The 18617-nt window shown below is 55.1% G+C and carries 16 protein-coding genes and 2 tRNA genes; 11 read left to right on the top strand and 7 right to left on the bottom strand.

Annotated features, from left to right (window positions below):
- The 4 genes from B2W52_RS15145 to B2W52_RS15155 all read left to right on the top strand — a co-directional run.
- Window positions 1–300: hypothetical protein (locus B2W52_RS15145; RefSeq protein ID WP_286803679.1), on the top strand; the 300-nt coding region annotated here is incomplete at its 5' end.
- A gap of 403 nt (window positions 301–703) precedes the next feature.
- Window positions 704–910: an antitoxin Xre/MbcA/ParS toxin-binding domain-containing protein gene (locus B2W52_RS22365; protein ID WP_414673508.1), complete on the top strand. Its 207-nt coding sequence runs from the start codon at window positions 704–706 to the stop codon at window positions 908–910.
- Window positions 911–1348: 438 nt separating this feature from the next.
- A tRNA-His gene (locus B2W52_RS15150) sits at window positions 1349–1424 on the top strand.
- 120 nt (window positions 1425–1544) lie between these two features.
- A tRNA-Leu gene (locus tag B2W52_RS15155) sits at window positions 1545–1629 on the top strand.
- Between the two features lie 107 nt (window positions 1630–1736).
- On the opposite strand, the gene B2W52_RS15160 is transcribed toward B2W52_RS15155, so the two are convergent.
- The 6 genes from B2W52_RS15160 to B2W52_RS15185 all read right to left on the bottom strand — a co-directional run bounded on the left by B2W52_RS15160 (window position 1737) and on the right by B2W52_RS15185 (window position 8043).
- Entirely contained in the window at window positions 1737–3323 is a 1587-nt protein-coding gene (locus tag B2W52_RS15160; RefSeq protein WP_008174578.1) for a gamma-glutamyltransferase family protein, read from the bottom strand.
- A 64-nt stretch (window positions 3324–3387) separates the two neighbouring features.
- Entirely contained in the window at window positions 3388–4224 is an 837-nt protein-coding gene (locus tag B2W52_RS15165; protein WP_008174581.1) for a sulfite exporter TauE/SafE family protein, read from the bottom strand.
- A 24-nt stretch (window positions 4225–4248) separates the two neighbouring features.
- Window positions 4249–5574 carry a TRAP transporter large permease gene (locus B2W52_RS15170; protein WP_008174583.1) on the bottom strand — a complete coding sequence of 442 codons (1326 nt, stop codon included), beginning with the start codon at window positions 5572–5574 and terminating at the stop codon, window positions 4249–4251.
- Entirely contained in the window at window positions 5574–6113 is a 540-nt protein-coding gene (locus B2W52_RS15175; protein WP_008174585.1) for a TRAP transporter small permease subunit, read from the bottom strand. Before B2W52_RS15175 ends, B2W52_RS15170 begins: the two co-directional genes overlap by 1 nt.
- Before the next feature lie 14 nt (window positions 6114–6127).
- A complete protein-coding gene (locus B2W52_RS15180) occupies window positions 6128–7465 on the bottom strand; it encodes a TRAP transporter substrate-binding protein (RefSeq protein ID WP_273070510.1) in 1338 nt (445 codons plus the stop codon).
- A 131-nt stretch (window positions 7466–7596) separates the two neighbouring features.
- Window positions 7597–8043, bottom strand: a complete 447-nt coding sequence (locus B2W52_RS15185) for an Lrp/AsnC family transcriptional regulator (RefSeq protein ID WP_008174591.1) — start codon at window positions 8041–8043, stop codon at window positions 7597–7599.
- 249 nt (window positions 8044–8292) lie between these two features.
- Between B2W52_RS15185 and tig the strand changes: the two genes are divergently transcribed.
- From tig to B2W52_RS15215, 6 genes are all read left to right on the top strand, one after another.
- Window positions 8293–9597, top strand: a complete 1305-nt coding sequence (tig, locus tag B2W52_RS15190) for a trigger factor (protein ID WP_008174593.1) — start codon at window positions 8293–8295, stop codon at window positions 9595–9597.
- A gap of 174 nt (window positions 9598–9771) precedes the next feature.
- Window positions 9772–10407, top strand: a complete 636-nt coding sequence (gene clpP / locus B2W52_RS15195; protein WP_039882061.1) for an ATP-dependent Clp endopeptidase proteolytic subunit ClpP — start codon at window positions 9772–9774, stop codon at window positions 10405–10407.
- 76 nt (window positions 10408–10483) lie between these two features.
- Entirely contained in the window at window positions 10484–11767 is a 1284-nt protein-coding gene (gene clpX / locus B2W52_RS15200; protein ID WP_008174598.1) for an ATP-dependent Clp protease ATP-binding subunit ClpX, read from the top strand.
- Between the two features lie 162 nt (window positions 11768–11929).
- Window positions 11930–14347, top strand: coding sequence for an endopeptidase La (gene lon / locus B2W52_RS15205; RefSeq protein ID WP_008174599.1), 2418 nt, complete (start codon window positions 11930–11932; stop codon window positions 14345–14347).
- Window positions 14348–14585: 238 nt separating this feature from the next.
- Entirely contained in the window at window positions 14586–14858 is a 273-nt protein-coding gene (locus tag B2W52_RS15210; protein ID WP_008174603.1) for an HU family DNA-binding protein, read from the top strand.
- Between the two features lie 156 nt (window positions 14859–15014).
- Window positions 15015–16859, top strand: a complete 1845-nt coding sequence (locus B2W52_RS15215) for a SurA N-terminal domain-containing protein (RefSeq protein WP_008174605.1) — start codon at window positions 15015–15017, stop codon at window positions 16857–16859.
- A 112-nt stretch (window positions 16860–16971) separates the two neighbouring features.
- Here the strand turns inward: B2W52_RS15215 and B2W52_RS15220 are convergent, their stop codons facing one another.
- Window positions 16972–17844, bottom strand: coding sequence for a MurR/RpiR family transcriptional regulator (locus B2W52_RS15220; protein WP_008174607.1), 873 nt, complete (start codon window positions 17842–17844; stop codon window positions 16972–16974).
- A gap of 211 nt (window positions 17845–18055) precedes the next feature.
- Between B2W52_RS15220 and B2W52_RS15225 the strand changes: the two genes are divergently transcribed.
- The coding region (locus B2W52_RS15225; protein ID WP_476738539.1) for a glucose-6-phosphate dehydrogenase (NADP(+)) at window positions 18056–18617 on the top strand (562 nt) is incomplete at its 3' end.

An 18617-nucleotide genomic window follows, 5' to 3' on the forward strand; every position in this document is an offset into this window, starting at 1 on the left:
GCTCTTGAATCTTTAGCAAAGAATGAAAAGCTCGCTCAGATTGGTGAAGTGGTTTTTGCAAAAGTGCGGCTTAACCGAATAACCGGTGATGTCATGCTCGATTCGGACGGCGGTTTCGATTGTGTCGCAAAAGAGGCGTTAACTCGGCTAGGCATTACCTGGGAGTCGAGTTCTGCTGAGAATGCCTATCGCCGTGGTGAAAAGCATGTTCCAGCGCGATGTGTTGTGCGTGTTCTCAAAGGGGATCCACCGAGTCTCTCGTTTAAAGGACATCGATTGTTATATGAAAATTGGTTGTGAAGATTAGTTATTGAACAAGCTGCTGATTTTCAAAGGATCCTTTAAAGTTTTCGCCTGAAAGCTAGGCAGGTTAGGCTGTGAGAAGTTAATAGGTAAGCTTTAATATGCAGAATACTGCCCCTTCCACCAGGTCATGACCAAATCGAAATTTGCTATCCAGGGATTGTTCGGGACAAGCTTTCTATTAGTAGCGATTAGTAAAAATTCCTACTAATCGCTAATTTTATCGAATTATCAAAGGGATATTGGGTGCCTCCTCCGAGGCCTTGCCACCTTGAGCTGCTAAGCGCTGTGAGATATGAGCGGTTTCTCGGTACTTTGTAAGCATGCCTGCCACCCGGCAAGGGAGCATGGAATGGAGCCCAAATGTGAGAATTAGAGAAACCGAACCAGGGTGTCGATCATGATTAGGAAGACTGACGCTCGATCAGCGTATGACGAACTATTAGAGCGAGCTGCTCAGGTGTTTGGCTCGCGGCAAGTCGCAGAGGAATGGATGCATAGTCCGGTCAAAGCCTTATGTAACCAGTCTCCAGCCTGCGCAATTATCCACGATCGTGCGCAAGTGGAGGCAGTGCTCAAAAAGATTGAGGCTGGCGACTTCTCCTGATCAAGTGGGCAAATCCATTGGATCTGAGTTAACGATGATGAGAAAAGAGTCAGGCAGCAGGGCAATGCCTGGTTAACGACAGGGGCGCACTTTTACGGATGCTTTCGGATGCACTTTTAGTCTTAGCTATGACTGATTTGCGGATGCACTAAGTGCAACCGTAAAATCACGGTTGACGTGAGTTGTTCTGGGACTATAATGCGCAACCATCTTCACGCCTTAACGTGCTTCTAGCATAGTCCGGCGGTAGATAGATGTACCTTTGCTGGATATATGAACTGGGTCAGTAGCTCAGTCAGTCAGTTGGCTGACTAAGTTTCTAGTACATATATGGGTTCGAGTCCTGCCGGGCGCGCCAATCTATTGCCGGTTTGGTTCGTGCCGGTACCGCTGGCACAGTGAAGTTAAGTTTTATGCCTGAGGGCATGTCCTGATGTGGTGGACGTAGCTCAGTTGGTAGAGCTCAGGATTGTGACTCCTGCGGTCGAGGGTTCGAACCCCTTCGTCCACCCCACTTTTTCCCTGTCATTCATTCGAAGCTCGGGAGCGGATTTCGCACTCGAACCAGACGTGTGAATGGCTGCAGTCGAGCCGCCTTTGGTGGTAGCTGCGTTGACGTTTTGGTTGGTTTTTCGCGGATGTGGCGGAACTGGTAGACGCGCCAGATTTAGGTTCTGGTACCGAGAGGTGTGGGGGTTCGATTCCCTCCATCCGCACCATTTATAAAGCCTCTCAGGCATTCCTGAGAGGCTTTTTTTTGGTCGCCGATTCTGTGGCAGCCTTTCGAGCAAATCCAAGCGCCCGAAGGCGCTTGTATATCGGAGGATCAATAGGCAGCCACGGAACCATCGCTACGTGGGTCGGCGGCACCTTCGATAATACCGTCGGTCTTGAGTACCAGGGCACCTGCATGGCCCATGGTATCGCTGAACGCCTCTCCAATCTCTTCCACGTCGTGCCCGGCTGCTTTCAGTCGCTTGATGAGTTCGGGGTCAAAGCGGTTCTCAAACTTCAGGGTTGTTGTAGTGTCTCCCCAGGTGCGGCCAAGTAGCCAGCGAGGCGCTGTTACCGCCTGCTGCAGTGGCTGATTGAACATGCCATACCGGCTGAATACCATGGCCTGGGTTTGTGGCTGTCCCTCTCCCCCCATCGTTCCGTAGCTCATAATGCGGCCATCATCGAAATGCGCCAGCGCAGGGTTCAAGGTGTGAAAGGGCTTGCGGCCGGGTTCCAGAGCCTGGAGCGCGGTTGGATCCAGTGAAAAACTGATGCCACGGTTTTGCCAGTTTACACCGGTATCCTTGAGTACCACGCCTGATCCAAACTCCCAGAAAATGCTCTGGATGAAGCTGACAGCTCGTCCTTCGGAATCAATACAGCCCATCCAGATGGTATCGCCGGGTTTGGCAGGATCAGGCCAGGGTAGTGCCTTTTGATGATCAATGTTGGCAGCCAGTGCAGCAAGTCTCTCAGGTGTCAGGTAGTCGCTGGGTGTTTCCGGCAGCCGATCAGGGTCCGTTACAACGCGATCCCTTACCCGGAATGCCTGCTTGGTGGATTCGACAAGGCCATGAATATAGTCGAACCCTTCCGCCTCACTGACGCCCAATTGGTCGAAAACCCCGAGAATCATCAGTGACGCCAGGCCCTGGGTAGGTGGTGGCAGGTTAAAAATCCGGGCGCCACGGAGTTTGGTTTGCAGCGGTTCAACCTGTAAAGCCCGGTAGGCGGCCAGATCCTCTGCCGTTATCGGGCTCCCAAGCTTTGAGAGTTCATCCCCCATAGCCTTGCCAAGCTCGCCGCGGTAAAAGTCGTCGAGGCCAACTCTGGCGAGCTGTTCCAGCGTTGAGGCTAGTGCAAGTTGCTTCATTCGGGTGCCAGCCGCTGGCACCTTGCCGCCCGGGGCGAATGCATCGAAGAAGCCCGGTGCGTCTTTCATCTGGTGGGCTTTTTCTGCAGTCAGCCTGGCCTGGCTTTCGGTGACTACAATCCCTGTTTTGGCCTGTTCAATGGCCGGGGCCAGCAATCGTGAAACCGGTAGCGCCTTGCCCCAGGACGCTGAAACTGCCAGTGCCTTCTGCCATCCGGCGATGGTGCCGGCACTGGTCAACGCTGCGAGGGGGCCGCGGGAAGGAATCTGATCATGGCCTTGATAAAAGTCGAGAGTAGCGGCTTTCGCGGCCTGCCCGCAGGCATCGATGGCGACCGGTGGTTTCCCCGGTTCGTGAATGAGCCAGAAACCATCACCACCGATAGAGTTCATATGGGGATAGACCGTGGCAATGGAAGCCGCAGCAGCCACCATCGCTTCCACGGCGTTACCGCCTTCTTTGAGGACGTCCCGACCGGCGAGAGCGGCCTGGTGGTGGGGTGCGACAAACATTCCGTTTGTTGAGTAGACGGTTTTAAGCATCTTTTATTGTCTCCGGGTGTAAGTGGCGGTCACACGCTGATTGGTTAACGACAGAGTAACGGCCTTAGCCGATGATGCCGTAGAACATTCGCAGTGACGTGATAAACAGAAATAGTGCGAAGAGCTGTTTCAGTAACTTGCCATTGATAGCGTGGGCAATTCTGGCGCCCACAGGTGCCATCAGCATGGTTGCCGGTACGATCAACGCGAGCCCGATCAGGTTCACATAGCCGAGAGTCAGCGGTGGCCGTGCCTCCACACCCATACCGTTGAAGAGAAATGCCAGTGCACCAGGTACGCTGATCACAAACCCCAGCGCGGCGCCCGTACCAACGGCATTGATCATGGGAACACGCAAGGCACTCAGGATCGGCACGCTCAAGGTGCCGCCACCGATACCCATTAGAGTGGAAATGCCCCCGATAAATACGCCGAGAGCTCCGGAGCCTGCCGGGCCGGGCAGTCCGTTGCCGATGCTGAAACCTTCTTTTTTGAACGCCATATTGAGCGCCACCAGAAGCGCCATAACGGCAAAGATGGCGGTCAGTACCTGCCCATTCAAAATGCCACTGAGAATCGCACCGATACCGACACCGATGACCACGCCGGGAATCAGTTTTTTCAGAATGCTCGGATCCAGGCTCCCCCGGTTATAGTGGGATCGGGACGATATGATGGATGTCGGAATGATCGTAGCCAGTGAGGTTCCTACCGCAACATGCATGCGCACCGCCTCGTCGATACCGAGGAAAGTGAACAGGTGATAAAGCACAGGGACAATGACGATGCCGCCACCGACGCCGAGCAATCCGGCCATCAGGCCGGCAATGATCCCGGTGACCATGAGAGAAAGAGCCAGGCCGATCAGCCAGCCGGCAGAGTAATCAGCAAAAAAATCCATGAGTATGATCCTGATTGAATGGTGCTACCAGCCGATGGCTTCCGGGAGCCAGGTGACCAGCGACGGGAATTGGAAGAGTACTACGAGTGCCAGAAGTTGCAATGCCACAAAGGGTAGCGCGCCAACATAGATATCCCGGGTCGTGATGCCCTTGGGCGCGACTCCCTTAAGGAAAAACAGGGCCCAGCCAAAGGGTGGTGTCAGGAAGGACATCTGCAGGTTCATGGCGACCATGATCGCCAGCCAGACCATGTCAGTGCCATAATTCATGAACACGGGCAGGAACATGGGCAAGGCGATGTAGGATATTTCAATCCATTCCAGGAAAAAGCCCAACACGAACAGCAATGCCATCAGGAACAGGATTGCTCCGAATTCCCCGCCTGGCAGCATTTCAAACAGCGCATGTACCATGTTTTCTCCACCAAGGCCACGGAAAGCCAGGGCAAAGGGCTGCGCGCAGAGCAGGATGAAGAACACCATTGCGGAGATCACCAGTGTTCCATGCAGGGTTTCTTTCAGGAGTGCTGGAGTCATTCGTTTGGTGGCGATGGCGATCAGCAAGGCCCCCAATGCCCCCATTGACGCCGCCTCTGTCGGCGCAGCAATACCACCTACGATCGATCCAAGCACGGCGATGACCAGGAGCAGTGGTGGCATCACATGGGCCATCAGGTCTTTGGCAAGTTGGCGCCCACTGGTCTGTGCCCGCTCTTCCTGAGGAATGGCCGGAACCATGTCTTTCTTGAAGACCCCGAGCAACAGCAGGTATGCGATGTAGATCGCCGCCAGGATGAGCCCGGGAATAAAGGCTGCAGCGAAGAGGGCACCGACGGATTCGCCGACGATGTCTGAAAGCAGAATCAGCACGAGGCTCGGCGGAATTATCTGCCCCAGGGTTCCTGAAGCGCAGATGGTGCCACAGGAGACGCTTGGCGAGTAGCCTCTGCGCATCAGGACCGGCAGGGTCAACAGTCCGACCGTCACGACGGTAGCACCGACGATGCCGGTGGACGCGCCCATCAGTACTCCAACCAGGATAATCGCCAGGCCCATGCCGCCGTTAACACCACCCATCGCCTTCCCGATGGTTTCCAGCATGTTTTCAGCAACCTTGGACTTCTCCAGCATTACCCCCATAAATACAAACAATGGGATAGCCAGCAGGGTGTAGTTGGTTACCACGCCATAGAGGCGCGCGGGCATGAGGCTGAAAAGAGTGCTACCGAATCCCAGATAGCCGGCCACGAATCCAGAGACTGCTAGCGAAATAGCGACAGGAATACCAATAATCATCAGCCCCAGGAAGCCGACGATCATTCCGATGACTAGCCATTCGTTACCCACCATCACGCAGTCTCCGTGTTGAGTGACTCAGGAAGCTCGACTGGATCTTCCGGCTCGAAAAACTGCACCAGGCCGCGCAGCATGTCGGCAACACCCTGAATGACCAGTAAAAAGAAACCGAGGGGAATAAACGCTTTTAACAGATACCGCATGCCTAAACCGCCGGGATCCGGCGAGCCTTCGCCAAGTTGATAGGAGTGACTGACGTAGTTGAGAGCAAGCCAGGCAATGATTGCACCGATAGCTACGGTCAGCAGGGACGCCACAACGTCAACGACAGCCTGGCCTCGAACTGAAAAGCGTTCGTAGAGGAAATCGATCCTGACGTCCGCTCGATGTTTCATCGAGTAAGCCAGCCCCAGCAGGGCAATGGGGGATACCAGGTGCCATTCCAGTTCCTGCAGCGACACCGGGCCTATAGAAAACAGGTACCGCAAGATCACATTGGTCGCTACCAGCAGAACGAGGACCAGCACGCAAAACCGTGCCAGCCCTCCCATTTGTTCCACCAGCCATTCGAGACCCTTGATTGCCGTTCTCATGGCTGAACTCCAGGTTACATATTCAACAGGGGTTTTTCGCTCAGAGCTGCCCAGGATGCATGCTTATCCTTGAAGGCCATGTAGGCGTCGTATACTTTCTTGGTCTGCGCGTCTGCATTTGCCATGGTGAGCAGGGTGTCGGCAGTGACTTCCTTGAGACGGCTGACAATCGGGGCGGGCAGTGGCTTGGCGATGACACCCTCGTTCTGGACGAGATCTGTCAGCGCATCGGCATTGTTGGCTTCTGACCAGGACAGGCTTTCAAGTACGGAGGCCTGGGCCGCCATCTGAATGATCATCTGAAGGTCCTTGGGCATGCTGTCCCATACCTTTTTGTTGATCAGCAGTTCAGTGACGTTTGTGGGTTCATGCCAGCCGGTCGTGTAGTAATTCTTGGCAGCTTTGTGCAGACCCAGGCGACGATCCTGATAAGGGCCGACAAACTCGGCAGCGTCAATGACACCCCGTTCCAGAGCGGGGAAAATTTCGCCGCCCGGCAGCAAACGTACGGTAACGCCCAGTTCGCTATAGACCTTTCCAGCGAGACCCGGAATACGCATCTTCAGGCCTTCCAGGTCAGACACCGTTTCAATCGGATCGCGGAACCAGCCGGTCATCTGGACACCGGTGTTGCCCATCGGGAAAGCGACAAGTCCGTACGGCTCATAAAGCTCGTGCCACAGTTTGAGTCCGCCTCCCTGATACAGCCAGGCCATCATGCCCTGTGTATTCAGGCCGAAGGGCACGGTGGTGAAAAATTGGGCGGCAGGAATTTTGCCGGCCCAGAAATAGGCGTTTGCGGCATTCATTTCCACGGTGCCCTGCGACACGGCGTCAAAGCCTTCGAGCGCGGGGATCAGTTCGCCTGCGGCAAAGTGGGAAATATTCAGTCGCCCACCCGACATCTCTCCGACCTTCTTGCAAAAATCCATCGGACTTCCCGGACCCTGCACATAAAAGGGGGAGCCAGGCGGGTAGGCGTTGGTCATTTTCAGATTGAACGACTCTTTCGAAGCTGCTGCGTTAGCCAAAGCAGGTGCCGCAACAGCGATTCCCGCGGTGGTTGAAGCCAGGGCAGCGCCAAGGAATTTTCTCCGGTTAATGGTCATTGCAGATTCTCCGTTTTTCGGTTGCCGGTTTTGCAAGGCACGTTCATTTTTGGTTCGCTGTAACTGTCTGCAGATAGCGTACCAATTTCGGATAATCCGCAAATAATTGAAAAATAGAAGAAAAAAATGGGTTCTGGTCTGATCCGCCTTGGTGCGACGTTGGTCCAAAGTTGGGCGGTGGAGCTGCAGGAGTTGCAGGTTTAATTCTCCAAATAGCAGCGCTTCAAGTGTTTTTAAGTGCAAATGCCACCTAGTTACGCGTTCCGCCTGACATTCGTCAGCCAATCAGAACGAAACGCGTCCGTTGTCAGCTCCGCACACTTTTGGCACTTCAGCCCGAATTTAAGGCATGAATTGTCTTGCCGGCAGTGGAATCAGAGTCGTGCGCCACCACGGCGGTGTTTCACACGTTTCAAAAGGGAGCTGGAGGCCACGGACAGGATCTGGGGATTGGAGAAAAGATGGGTGGATACAAAGGCGTGGAAGGTTTCAGTGCTGTCGGTAAGGGTATGGATGTGAAGACTTTGCAAGTCGGTCATTATGTACAGGCTCACCACTTCAGGTTTCGATGCCAGGTCCTCTGCAATATCTTCTATCGCATTGGGAGCGACTTTCAGGTCAATAAAGCTTGATACCGTCTTACCGAGCTTCTCTGGATTTATGACCGCAGTGAACTGTTCGATCAGGCCAGACTCAATCATCGCCTGCACCCGATCACGGGCATGAGTCCGGGAGATATTGAGCTGGCGGGCAATATCGGCAAAGGAGGCTCTTCCGTCTTTTATAAGCAGGTTGAGCAAGGCGGTATCCAGATTGTTCAAAGTCGTTTTAATCCGCAAATAAAATTGAAATTAGTCCGTTCTTCGCAAGAATACCATTTTTCGTTTCGTGCTGTGATCTTGCTGAATCGAGAGAATGCTATGGCCTTGGCAGTTGCGATTCTCTCCGCGGGCCAAACCATGATAAACTACCGGCTTTTAATTTTCGGTCCTTTTCCGGGAATCTCCCTTGGACCGGACTTTTAGGTTTAATTTCATTCACATACCGAACCTGTAATTTGAGGATCTTCCATGCAAGTGTCTGTTGAAACGACCTCCAACATCGAGCGTCGAATGACGATTGGTGTGCCCGCCCAGGAAATCGACCAGGCGGTCCAGAAACGCCTGCAGGAAACAGCGCGTACCGTGCGCCTGAACGGTTTCCGTCCGGGTAAGGTGCCCATGAGCGTCGTCAAGCGTCGTTTCGGTGACAGCGTCCGCCAGGAAATCGTTGGCGAGGTTATGCGCGACAACTACATCAAGGCACTGCAGGAACAGGATATCAACCCGGCAGGTTGGCCGAAGTTCGAGCCAAAGACCATGGAAGAGGGCAAAGACCTTGAATTTGTCGCCATCTTCGAAGTGCTGCCGGAAATCGAGCTGGGCGATCTCAGCAAGATTTCAGTCGAGAAGCTGACTTCCGAGATTACCGACAAAGATGTCGACAACATGATCGACAACCTGCGTCGTCAGCAGGCCACCATGAAGGAAGTCAAGCGCAAGTCCAAGAACAAGGACGTGCTGACCATTGACTTCAAAGGTTTTATCGACGGTGAAGAATTCGAAGGCGGAGCCGCTGAGGGCCATCGTCTGACTCTGGGCTCCGGCCAGATGATTCCGGGCTTTGAGAAGGCCATCGTTGGTGGTAAGGCCGGCGAAGACATGGAAATCGAGGTTACCTTCCCGGAGGATTACCACAACGAAGATCTGGCGGGTAAGCCGGCCAAGTTCGAGATCAAGATTCACAAGGTTGAAGAGCCGCAGTTGCCGGAACTCGACACCGAATTCTTCAAGAAGTTCGGTATTGATGCCGAAGACGAAGCGACTTTCCGCGAAGAAGTCAAAAAGAACATGGAGCGCGAGCTCAAGCAGGCGGTTTCCAACAAGGTCAAGAACGACGTTGTTGACGGTCTGCTGGAAACCACTGAGCTGGATATTCCGGCTGCCCTGGTTGATCAGGAAATCGATCGTCTCCGTCAGGACGCCGTCCAGCGTTTCGGCGGCCAGATTGATCCGCAGCAGCTGCCCAAGGAAATTTTCCAGGAGCAGGCTGAGCGCCGCGTGAAGACTGGCCTGCTGTTCCAGGAAGTGGTCAAGAAAAACGACCTGAAAGCCGACCCGGCCAAGGTAGACGAAAAGATCCAGGAGATCGCGTCTACGTATGAACAGCCAGAAGAAGTGGTTGCACACTTCAACAGCAACCCGGAGCAGAAGTCTCAGATCGAGTCTTCAGTCCTGGAAGATGCAGTTGTTGACCACGTGCTGGAGCAGGCCCAGGTCAAAGAAAAGAAAGTCAAATATGAAGAGGCCGTTCAGGCCGGTCAGCCCCAGCGCTGATTTTGCCCGGGATCGGAGTAGAAAGCCGGTCCCGAAGGCCGACCCCTGAGAACAGCCGGCATGCCCGGCTGTTTTCATCTGGGGCCGCTGCTGGCAAAGTATGGGGTGCAACTTTATTGAAACTGCCGTGGCGCGAGTCCACGACCCATTGTCCATAAGGAGTTCAGGCGCATCATGACGCAGAAACCAATTGATGGTCCCGCAATGGTTACCAATTCCGGACTGGTACCGATTGTTATCGAGCAGACAGCTCGCGGCGAGCGGTCGTTCGACATTTATTCCCGTCTGCTCAAGGAGCGGGTGATCTTCATGGTGGGTCCGGTTGAGGACCACATGGCGAATCTGATTGTGGCCCAGCTCCTGTTCCTCGAGTCTGAAAACCCGGACAAGGATATTCACCTCTATATCAACAGCCCCGGCGGCTCGGTAACTGCAGGTATGTCTATCTACGACACCATGCAGTTTATCAAGCCGGATGTAGCCACACTTTGTGTTGGCCAGGCGGCCAGCATGGGTGCCTTCCTTTTGGCGGGCGGTGCTGCCGGGAAGCGGGCGTGTCTGCCGAACTCCCGAGTGATGATCCACCAGCCGCTGGGTGGCTATCAGGGTCAGGCAACGGATATCGAGATTCACACCCGTGAAATCCTGAAGATTCGTCATACCCTGAATTCGATCCTGGCCCATCACACCGGTCAGGATCTGGAGACTATCGCCAAGGATACGGACCGTGACAACTTCATGGATCCGGCTCAGGCGAAAGAGTATGGGCTGATCGATTCAATACTTGATAAGCGCGTACCGAATAAATAATACTGGAAGTAATCGCATCATACTTGGCCGGCGTATCAGGCAGTGACGCCGGCAAAACGAGATCAGAGGTATTTCAATGGCAGATGAAAGAAACGGCAGGGGCGACGATAACGGCAAGTTGCTCTACTGCTCGTTTTGTGGAAAGAGCCAGCATGAAGTCCGAAAGCTCATTGCAGGGCCCTCGGTGTTCATCTGCGACGAGTGTGTCGACCTGTGCAATGACATTATCCGGGAGGAAATCCAGGAGAATGCACAGGAAGAGCCGAGCGATCGCCTTCCTACACCGGCCGAGATCCGCAATACCCTTGATGAATACGTGATTGGTCAGGATCGGGCCAAGGTCGTCTTGTCGGTGGCGGTCTACAACCACTACAAGCGTTTGCGTTATGGCGAAGGCAAGGGTGATGTCGAGCTAGGCAAGAGTAACATTCTGCTGATTGGCCCAACCGGTAGTGGTAAAACTCTGCTGGCCGAGACTCTGGCGCGGATGCTGAACGTGCCCTTCACGATCGCCGACGCCACCACGCTGACTGAAGCCGGCTACGTTGGTGAGGATGTCGAGAACATCATCCAGAAGCTGCTGCAGAAATGCGATTACGATGTCGACAAGGCTCAGCGGGGCATAGTCTACATTGACGAGATCGACAAGATTTCCCGCAAGTCTGACAACCCTTCCATTACCCGGGATGTTTCCGGTGAGGGTGTTCAGCAGGCACTGTTGAAGCTGATCGAGGGTACCGTTGCATCGGTCCCGCCGCAGGGAGGTCGCAAGCATCCGCAGCAGGAATTCCTGCAGGTTGATACCGGCAATATGCTGTTTATCTGCGGTGGCGCCTTTGCCGGATTGGACAAGGTAATTCGCGAGCGTACCGAGAAGAACAGCATCGGTTTCTCTGCTTCGGTTGCCAGTCAGGACGATGCCAAGAACACCGGCGACGTTATCAAGGATGTGGAGACCGAGGACCTCGTGAAGTACGGCCTGATTCCGGAGTTTGTGGGTCGTTTGCCGGTAGTGGCAACCCTAAACGAACTTGATGAAGAAGCGCTGGTGCAGATTCTGACCGAGCCCAAGAACTCCCTGACCAAGCAGTACCAGAAGCTGTTTGATATGGAAGGGGTCGAGCTTGATTTTCGTGAAGATGCGCTTCGGGCTGTTGCCCGCAAGGCCATGGAGAGAAAGACAGGCGCCCGTGGTCTGCGTTCCATTATGGAAGCGACGCTTCTGGACACCATGTACCAGATTCCCTCTGAGCATGACGTGACCAAAGTGGTGATCGATGAGAGCGTGATCAGCGGGGACTCCGAGCCCTTCAAGATTTACGCCAGCAGTGATCACGCCAAGGCTGTGCCCGAGGATTGAGTCTAGGTTAGCGGTTGAAATGAAGAGGGGCGGCAACGCCCCTTTTCGCGTTTTTGTATCGCGATATTCCTGCCCTGTTTCGTTTGGTAAAAAGATTGCAATTTTTGCGGGCGCCCCAATGAAGGGTGATATGCTGAAAGAAATACCGTCAGAGGATTCCCAATGACCCGTATACCCGAAGATGCCGTGCAAGAGTACCCGCTGCTTCCGCTGCGTGACGTAGTGGTGTTTCCGCACATGGTGGTCCCACTGTTTGTGGGCCGAGAAAAATCCATTCAGGCTCTCGAAGCCGCGATGGAAGGAAGCAAGGAAATCCTCCTGGTAGCCCAGAAAGACGCCTCTACTGATGAGCCGGGTCCGAAGGATGTGTTCGAGATGGGCACGCTGGCAACGGTTCTGCAGATGCTTCGCCTGCCCGATGGCACCGTCAAGGTGTTGGTAGAGGGCAACGCCCGAGCCACCATCAGCGATATCTCCGAGGGTGAGTACCTGTCCGGTGGCGCTGTCCTGATGGATGAAGAAGGGCTGCCCGAGCGCGAGCAGGAGGTCCTGATAAAGACCCTGATGGACGAGTTCGAGAAGTACGTGAAACTCTCCAAAAAGGTCCCTTCCGAGGTCTCCAATGCTCTCACCGGTATTGAGGAGCTTGAACGCCTGGCCGACACCATGGCTGCTCACCTGGAAATGCGTATTCCGGAAAAGCAGGAACTGCTGGAAGCGCTGGATATCCGCAAGCGGGTGGACTTGCTGCTCGGTAAGCTGGATGGCGAAATCGACCTGATCGAGGTTGAGAAGCGCATCCGTGGCCGCGTGAAAAAGCAGATGGAGCGCAGCCAGCGCGAGTACTACCTGAACGAACAGATGAAGGCTATCCAGAAAGAGATGGGTAACCTGGGCGAAGGCAACAACGACTTCGAAGAGCTTGAGCAGAAGCTGGAAGAAGCCGGATTGCCGGAAGAGGCCCGCAAAAAGACTGAAACGGAGCTGAACAAGCTCAAGATGATGTCTCCGATGTCTGCGGAAGCGACCGTCGTCCGTGGTTATATTGACTGGATGCTGGCGATTCCCTGGAAGAAGCGCAGCCGTGTCCGTCACGACATCGAAAAAGCCCGTGAAATTCTCGATCGGGACCACTATGGCCTCGATGAAGTCAAAAAGCGTATTCTCGAATACCTTGCGGTTCAGAGCCGTGTGAAGAAGGTCAAGGGTCCTGTGCTCTGCCTGGTTGGTCCTCCCGGTGTGGGCAAGACTTCGCTCGGTCAGTCCATTGCCCGTGCGACCAACCGGAAGTACACCCGGATGGCCCTGGGCGGCGTGCGTGATGAAGCTGAAATCCGCGGCCACCGGAAGACCTACATTGGTGCGTTGCCCGGCAAGCTTCTTCAGAAGCTGTCCAAGGTGGGCGTGAAGAATCCGCTGTTCCTGTTCGATGAAATTGACAAGATGGGCATGGATCATCGTGGTGATCCGGCCTCAGCGCTGCTGGAGGTCCTCGACCCGGAACAGAATCACACCTTCAACGATCACTACCTCGAAGTGGATTACGATCTCTCCGATGTGATGTTCGTGTGTACCTCCAACTCCATGGACATTCCTCCCGCCCTGCTGGACCGGATGGAAATCATCCGTATCCCGGGTTACACGGAGGACGAGAAGGTCAATATTGCGCTGCGTTATCTGTTGCCGAAGCAGATCAAGGCCAACGGCCTGCGCAAGGATGAGCTCAAGTTGCCAGAGGACACCCTTCGCGACCTGATCCGCTACTACACCCGTGAAGCCGGTGTACGTGGCCTGGAGCGCGAGATTGCCAAGATCTGCCGCAAGGTGGTGCGTGACCATGTGGAGAGCGGAGAGAAGGTCTCTGTCACTCTCACGCAGGACATGCTCGAAGATTACTCGGGGGTCAAAAAATTCAAGTACGGCCTCGCCGAGGAAAAGAACGAGATTGGTCAGGTGACCGGTCTGGCTTGGACCCAGGTGGGTGGCGAACTGCTGCATATTGAGTGCGCCCTCACGCCTGGCAAGGGCCGGGTCGTGAAGACGGGTTCCCTGGGTGATGTCATGCAGGAGTCCATCCAGACGGCATTGACGGTGGTACGTAGCCGGGCACCCGGTCTTGGAATTGCCGATGATTTCCACGAGAAGCACGATCTGCACGTGCATGTACCGGAGGGTGCGACACCGAAAGATGGTCCCAGTGCCGGTATCGGTATGTGCACAGCGCTGGTTTCTTCTCTGACCAAGATTCCGGTTCGCGCCGACGTTGCAATGACCGGTGAAATCACTCTGCGTGGACGTGTTCTTGCCATCGGTGGGTTGAAAGAAAAGCTTCTGGCAGCGCATCGGGGTGGCATCAAGACGGTGATCATTCCGGATGAGAATGTCAGGGATCTCAAGGAGATACCTGAAAACATCAAGGAGTCGCTGGAGATTCGTCCTGTGAAGTGGATCGACGAAGTGCTGGATATTGCACTGGCCTATCCACCCGAGCCCAGGGCTGAAGATTCATCTCCGGAAACGGGTTCTGGCAAGCCGCGTGACGAAGAAGGCGACGCGTCAGAGCGCATAAATACACATTAAAGCCTTGATGAGTTGTTGACATGCCTGAGAGCCCATTGGTATAACTGTTTCGCCGTGAAGCAGCCAATACCAAGGGCTCCCGCGCAGTCAGTCCCTATTCCGAATGCCGGTATAAAGCCGAAAGGAATAAGAAAAGTGAAGAATGGAATTCTCCGACCGCTTATGCGATAGTCGAGAACGTCCGAGAAAAAACAAACCAACCTATAACATCTTCAACCTGAAATCGAAGGGGTTTAGTGTGAACAAGTCCGAACTTATCGATGCAATTGCAGAGTCCGCAGATATCTCCAAAGCCGCCGCTGGCCGTGCTCTGGACGCAATGACCAACTCAATCACCGGTGCCCTGAAAAAAGGCGATCAGGTAACTCTGATCGGTTTTGGTACCTTCTCCGTAAAAGAGCGTGCTGCTCGTACCGGTCGTAACCCGCAGACTGGTGCCGAGATCAAGATTCCGGCCTCCAAAGTGCCTGGGTTCAAAGCAGGCAAGGCCCTGAAAGACGCCGTTAAGTAACGGTTCTTTCTCCGGTGGCTTCTGTCGCAGGAAGCCACCCAAGAAGAATTCAAGGCGCATTCCACACCGGGTGCGCCTTTTTACGTTAGGTCCGCCCTTCGCCGCGCGCTGAAACGAATAAAACTGCACTACCTTGAACAGGGATCCGGGAGAAACATGCTTCAAGATATTCGGAACAATGCCCAGGGCACGATCGCCAAGGTCATCATTGGTCTTCTTATTGTGTCGCTATCCATCTGGGGGATGGACGCCATTGTCGGCGGCTTCTCCGGCGAGCCTGAGGTGGCAACCGTCAACGGCGAGGATATTACCGAGCGGGAGTTTCTCCGCGTGGTCCAGATGGAGAGCCAGCGCCGGCTATCCAGAATGGAAAACCCGGATCCCTCGATGCTTGACGAAGACCAGATTCGCACAGACGTTCTGGATTCCCTGATCCAGGAGCAGGTCCTGATCCAGGATGCCAACGCTCAGGGACTGGAGCTCAATGATGCTGATATCGATGCGTTGATTACCCAGATGCCGCAGTTCCAGGTGGATGGCCAGTTCAATCGCGACCGCTTTGTGGCCACAGTCCGTAATATGGGCATGGGCGTGGGCGAGTTTCGGGAAGCCATGCGCAAGCAATATGTGGTGAACCAGATCCGTGCGGGTATCGTTCAGAGTGGCCTGGTGGCGGATGAGAATGCCGAGCAGCTGCTCCAGATTCAGAACCAGACACGCAGTTTCCGGGTACTGGATATTCCTGCCAGCTCAGTGGCGGACGCGGTATCGGTTTCTGATGCTGACGTTGAAGCCTTTTATGAAGAAAACTCGGGTGCGTTTCAGCAGCCGGAGCGTGTAGACGCTGCCTACATCACGCTTTCGCTGGGTGCCCTTGCTGAGAGCATTGAAGTTGACGATGCGGAGCTTCAGGCCTATTACGAGCAGCAGGCTGCCGATCTGGCCAGTGAGGAGCGTCGGGCGTCCCACATCCTGATCGAAGAGGGCAGTGACGCAGACGAAACCATGGCAACGATCCAGGAGCGCCTGGCGGCCGGGGAGTCATTTGCTGACCTGGCGCGGGAGTATTCCATTGATACCGTTTCGGCCGAAGACGGCGGCGACCTGGGCTATGCCGGTCGTGGCATTTACGCCGAGCCCTTCGAGGAAGCCCTGTTTGCCCTTGAGGAAGGCGAAGTTTCCGAGCCGGTTCGGACATCGTTCGGGGTTCATCTTATTCGCCTCGAGGATGTCAGGGAGTCCGAGGTGCCGTCTCTGGATGAAATGGAAGACCAGCTCCGTCGTGAGCTGGCCCGTGAAAAGGCTCGTGAGCAGTTTGCTGAAGTCCGGGCAGAGCTTGCCGACTCCGCGTATGCCGCCGATGATCTGGCCGGCCCTGCCGAAGAGCTCGGGCTTGAGGTGCGGGAGGCCAACGGCGTTACCCGTGACGGTGGTCAGGCGCCGTTTGACCACGCCGGTCTGGTACGACAGTTGTTTTCCGAAGATGTCCTCGACGCGGGTTACAACACCGAGTTGATCGATGTGGGTGACAACGTGTCTGTCGTTGCCCGGGTGAATAAGTATCATGAAGCCGAGCAGCTGCCCCTGGATCAGGTTCGCGATCAGATCCGGACGACGCTGGAGCAGCGCAAGACGCGGGAAGCTCTTTCTGAAAGGGCTGACGCGATTATCGCTGACCTTGAGTCAGGTGAGAGCCCCGAGGGTATTGGTGAGTGGTCCAGCTATGAAGGGCTGGCACGGAACGCGTCCGAGGCAGGTCCCGCCATTCTCCAGCAGGTGTTTTCTTTGCCGCGCCCGGCGGATGGCGCCCGGTTTGGCAAGGCTGTGATGGCCAATTCTGCCGCGGTGATCGCGCTGGACGAGGTCACGGACGGGCAGGTCTCGGAAGATGGCACCGAACTGAACCAGCTTCGGGAATTCCTGGCATCTCTCGAAGGCCAGAGGGAATACGCTGCGTACCAGCAGTTCCTTCGAAACCGGGCGGAGGTCGAGAGACCCTGATATCCGCCTCATGAAAAAGGCGCCGAATGGCGCCCCGCGATCAACGAAAAGCCCGGTGCGAATGCCCGGGCTTTCTTGTATCTGCTGACCTCTTCTATTGTGGCACTGAGGCTCAGGTCGGTGGGAAGCGGGTGGGCTTGAGGCTTTCCTTGATCTTCTTGAGGTGCCCGAGGAAATCCGCGCCGCGTTTGAGGGTTACGCCGGTTGCAAGAATGTCGATAACGCTCAGATGAATGATCCGAGAGGACATTGGCATATAGACCTCAGTGTCCTCCGGCGCGGTGACGCCCAGCACCACCGTGCAGCTTTCCGCCAGGGGGGAATCGGGGTTGGTGATACCGATCACCGTAGCACCGTTGGCCCGCGCAAGTTGTGCGATATCCACGGTTTCCCGGGTGCGGCCCGTGTAGGAAATGAGCACGATAACATCGCCCACGTTTGCTCCGGCCGCCACCATGCGCTGCATCAGGGCGTCGTCGTAGGACATGACCGGGATATTGAAGCGGAAAAACTTGTGCTGGGCATCCATAGCCACAGCAGCAGATCCGCCCATGCCAAAGAAATTGATCTGTTTGGCCTGGATCAGGTAATCAATGGCCGTTGCCAGGGCTTTCGGGTCGAGCGCTTGCCGAGCCTTGTCCAGGCTGGCAATGGTACTGAGCATGATCTTGTCTGCGAATTCGGCAACGGTGTCGTCGGGCTCCACGTTCTGGCCGATATAGGGGGTGCCGGTAGCGATACTCTGGGCGAGGCGAATCTTGAAATCCGGGAAACCTGTTGCCGAGAAACCCCGGCAGAAACGGTTAACGGTGGGTTCGCTGACGTCGGCGGCTCTCGCCAGGGCAGCTATGCTGTAACGGGTGGCCGCGCTTGGGTCACGGAGAATGGCCTCGGCCACTTTCCGCTCGGATTTGTTAAGGGTCTCCAGCCTGGACTGGATGTCCTCAAGCAGATTGTCGTCACGGTGCGCCTGGTTCGCGGCCATCAATGGTACTCCCTGAATCATGGGCGGTCGTTGTCTTGAAAACGCGGTGATTATACCGCTTTTTTACCGGTTTTGGGGTAGTAAAAGTATCACGAAACGCAGTTTTTTCTTGGAAAAACGATTTTTGGATGTCATTATTTGGTTAAAATTACTACATTGAGTTCTGTCGTCGAGTTTTTGCGACGGACTGCTCACCAGAGAGAAGGAACCAATGGTCAACAAGATCAATACCCGTTGTGACCTGATGCTCTTCGGAGCCTTGGGTGACCTTGCCCAGCGAAAACTGTTTCCGGCGCTGTACCAGCTTGAGCGCGCCAACCTCTTGGCGGAGGGGAGCCGGGTCCTGGCCATTGCCCGCTCAGATGCCGATACCGAGACCGTGCGCCAGCAGTTGTTTGACAAGCTGAAGCAGTACGTAAAGCCGGAAGAGTTCGATGCTGGACTGGCCGAATCCTTTCTGAAGCGGGTCGATTACCAGATTCTGGATTTTAACGAACCCGATGCATTTGCTGTGCTCAACGAGTGGCGTGATGACGCCAATAATGAGCTTATTGTTTATATGGCCACCCCGCCGTCCATGTATGGCGTCATAGCCCGAAACCTGCGGGCCGCCAGTTGCTGCACCGAGAAGACGCGGGTGGTGGTCGAGAAGCCGATCGGTCACGACCTGGAGTCGTCGAAGGTGATCAACGATGAGCTTGGCGAGGTCTACAACGAGAACCAGCTGTTCCGGATTGATCATTACCTGGGTAAGGAAACGGTCCAGAACCTGA

The sequence above is a fragment of the Marinobacter sp. UBA2498 genome, from assembly GCF_002341575.1.
Lineage (GTDB): Bacteria > Pseudomonadota > Gammaproteobacteria > Pseudomonadales > Oleiphilaceae > Marinobacter > Marinobacter manganoxydans.

What these genes read in the sequence shown, in the direction of transcription:
- B2W52_RS22365 (WP_414673508.1), top strand. Translation starts at nt 704, where the DNA reads ATGATTAGGAAGACTGACGCTCGATCAGCGTATGACGAACTATTAGAG.
- B2W52_RS15160 (WP_008174578.1), bottom strand. Translation starts at nt 3,323, where the DNA reads ATGCTTAAAACCGTCTACTCAACAAACGGAATGTTTGTCGCACCCCAC.
- B2W52_RS15165 (WP_008174581.1), bottom strand. Translation starts at nt 4,224, where the DNA reads ATGGATTTTTTTGCTGATTACTCTGCCGGCTGGCTGATCGGCCTGGCT.
- B2W52_RS15170 (WP_008174583.1), bottom strand. Translation starts at nt 5,574, where the DNA reads ATGGTGGGTAACGAATGGCTAGTCATCGGAATGATCGTCGGCTTCCTG.
- B2W52_RS15175 (WP_008174585.1), bottom strand. Translation starts at nt 6,113, where the DNA reads ATGAGAACGGCAATCAAGGGTCTCGAATGGCTGGTGGAACAAATGGGA.
- tig (WP_008174593.1), top strand. Translation starts at nt 8,293, where the DNA reads ATGCAAGTGTCTGTTGAAACGACCTCCAACATCGAGCGTCGAATGACG.
- clpP (WP_039882061.1), top strand. Translation starts at nt 9,772, where the DNA reads ATGACGCAGAAACCAATTGATGGTCCCGCAATGGTTACCAATTCCGGA.
- clpX (WP_008174598.1), top strand. Translation starts at nt 10,484, where the DNA reads ATGGCAGATGAAAGAAACGGCAGGGGCGACGATAACGGCAAGTTGCTC.
- lon (WP_008174599.1), top strand. Translation starts at nt 11,930, where the DNA reads ATGACCCGTATACCCGAAGATGCCGTGCAAGAGTACCCGCTGCTTCCG.
- B2W52_RS15215 (WP_008174605.1), top strand. Translation starts at nt 15,015, where the DNA reads ATGCTTCAAGATATTCGGAACAATGCCCAGGGCACGATCGCCAAGGTC.
- B2W52_RS15220 (WP_008174607.1), bottom strand. Translation starts at nt 17,844, where the DNA reads ATGGCCGCGAACCAGGCGCACCGTGACGACAATCTGCTTGAGGACATC.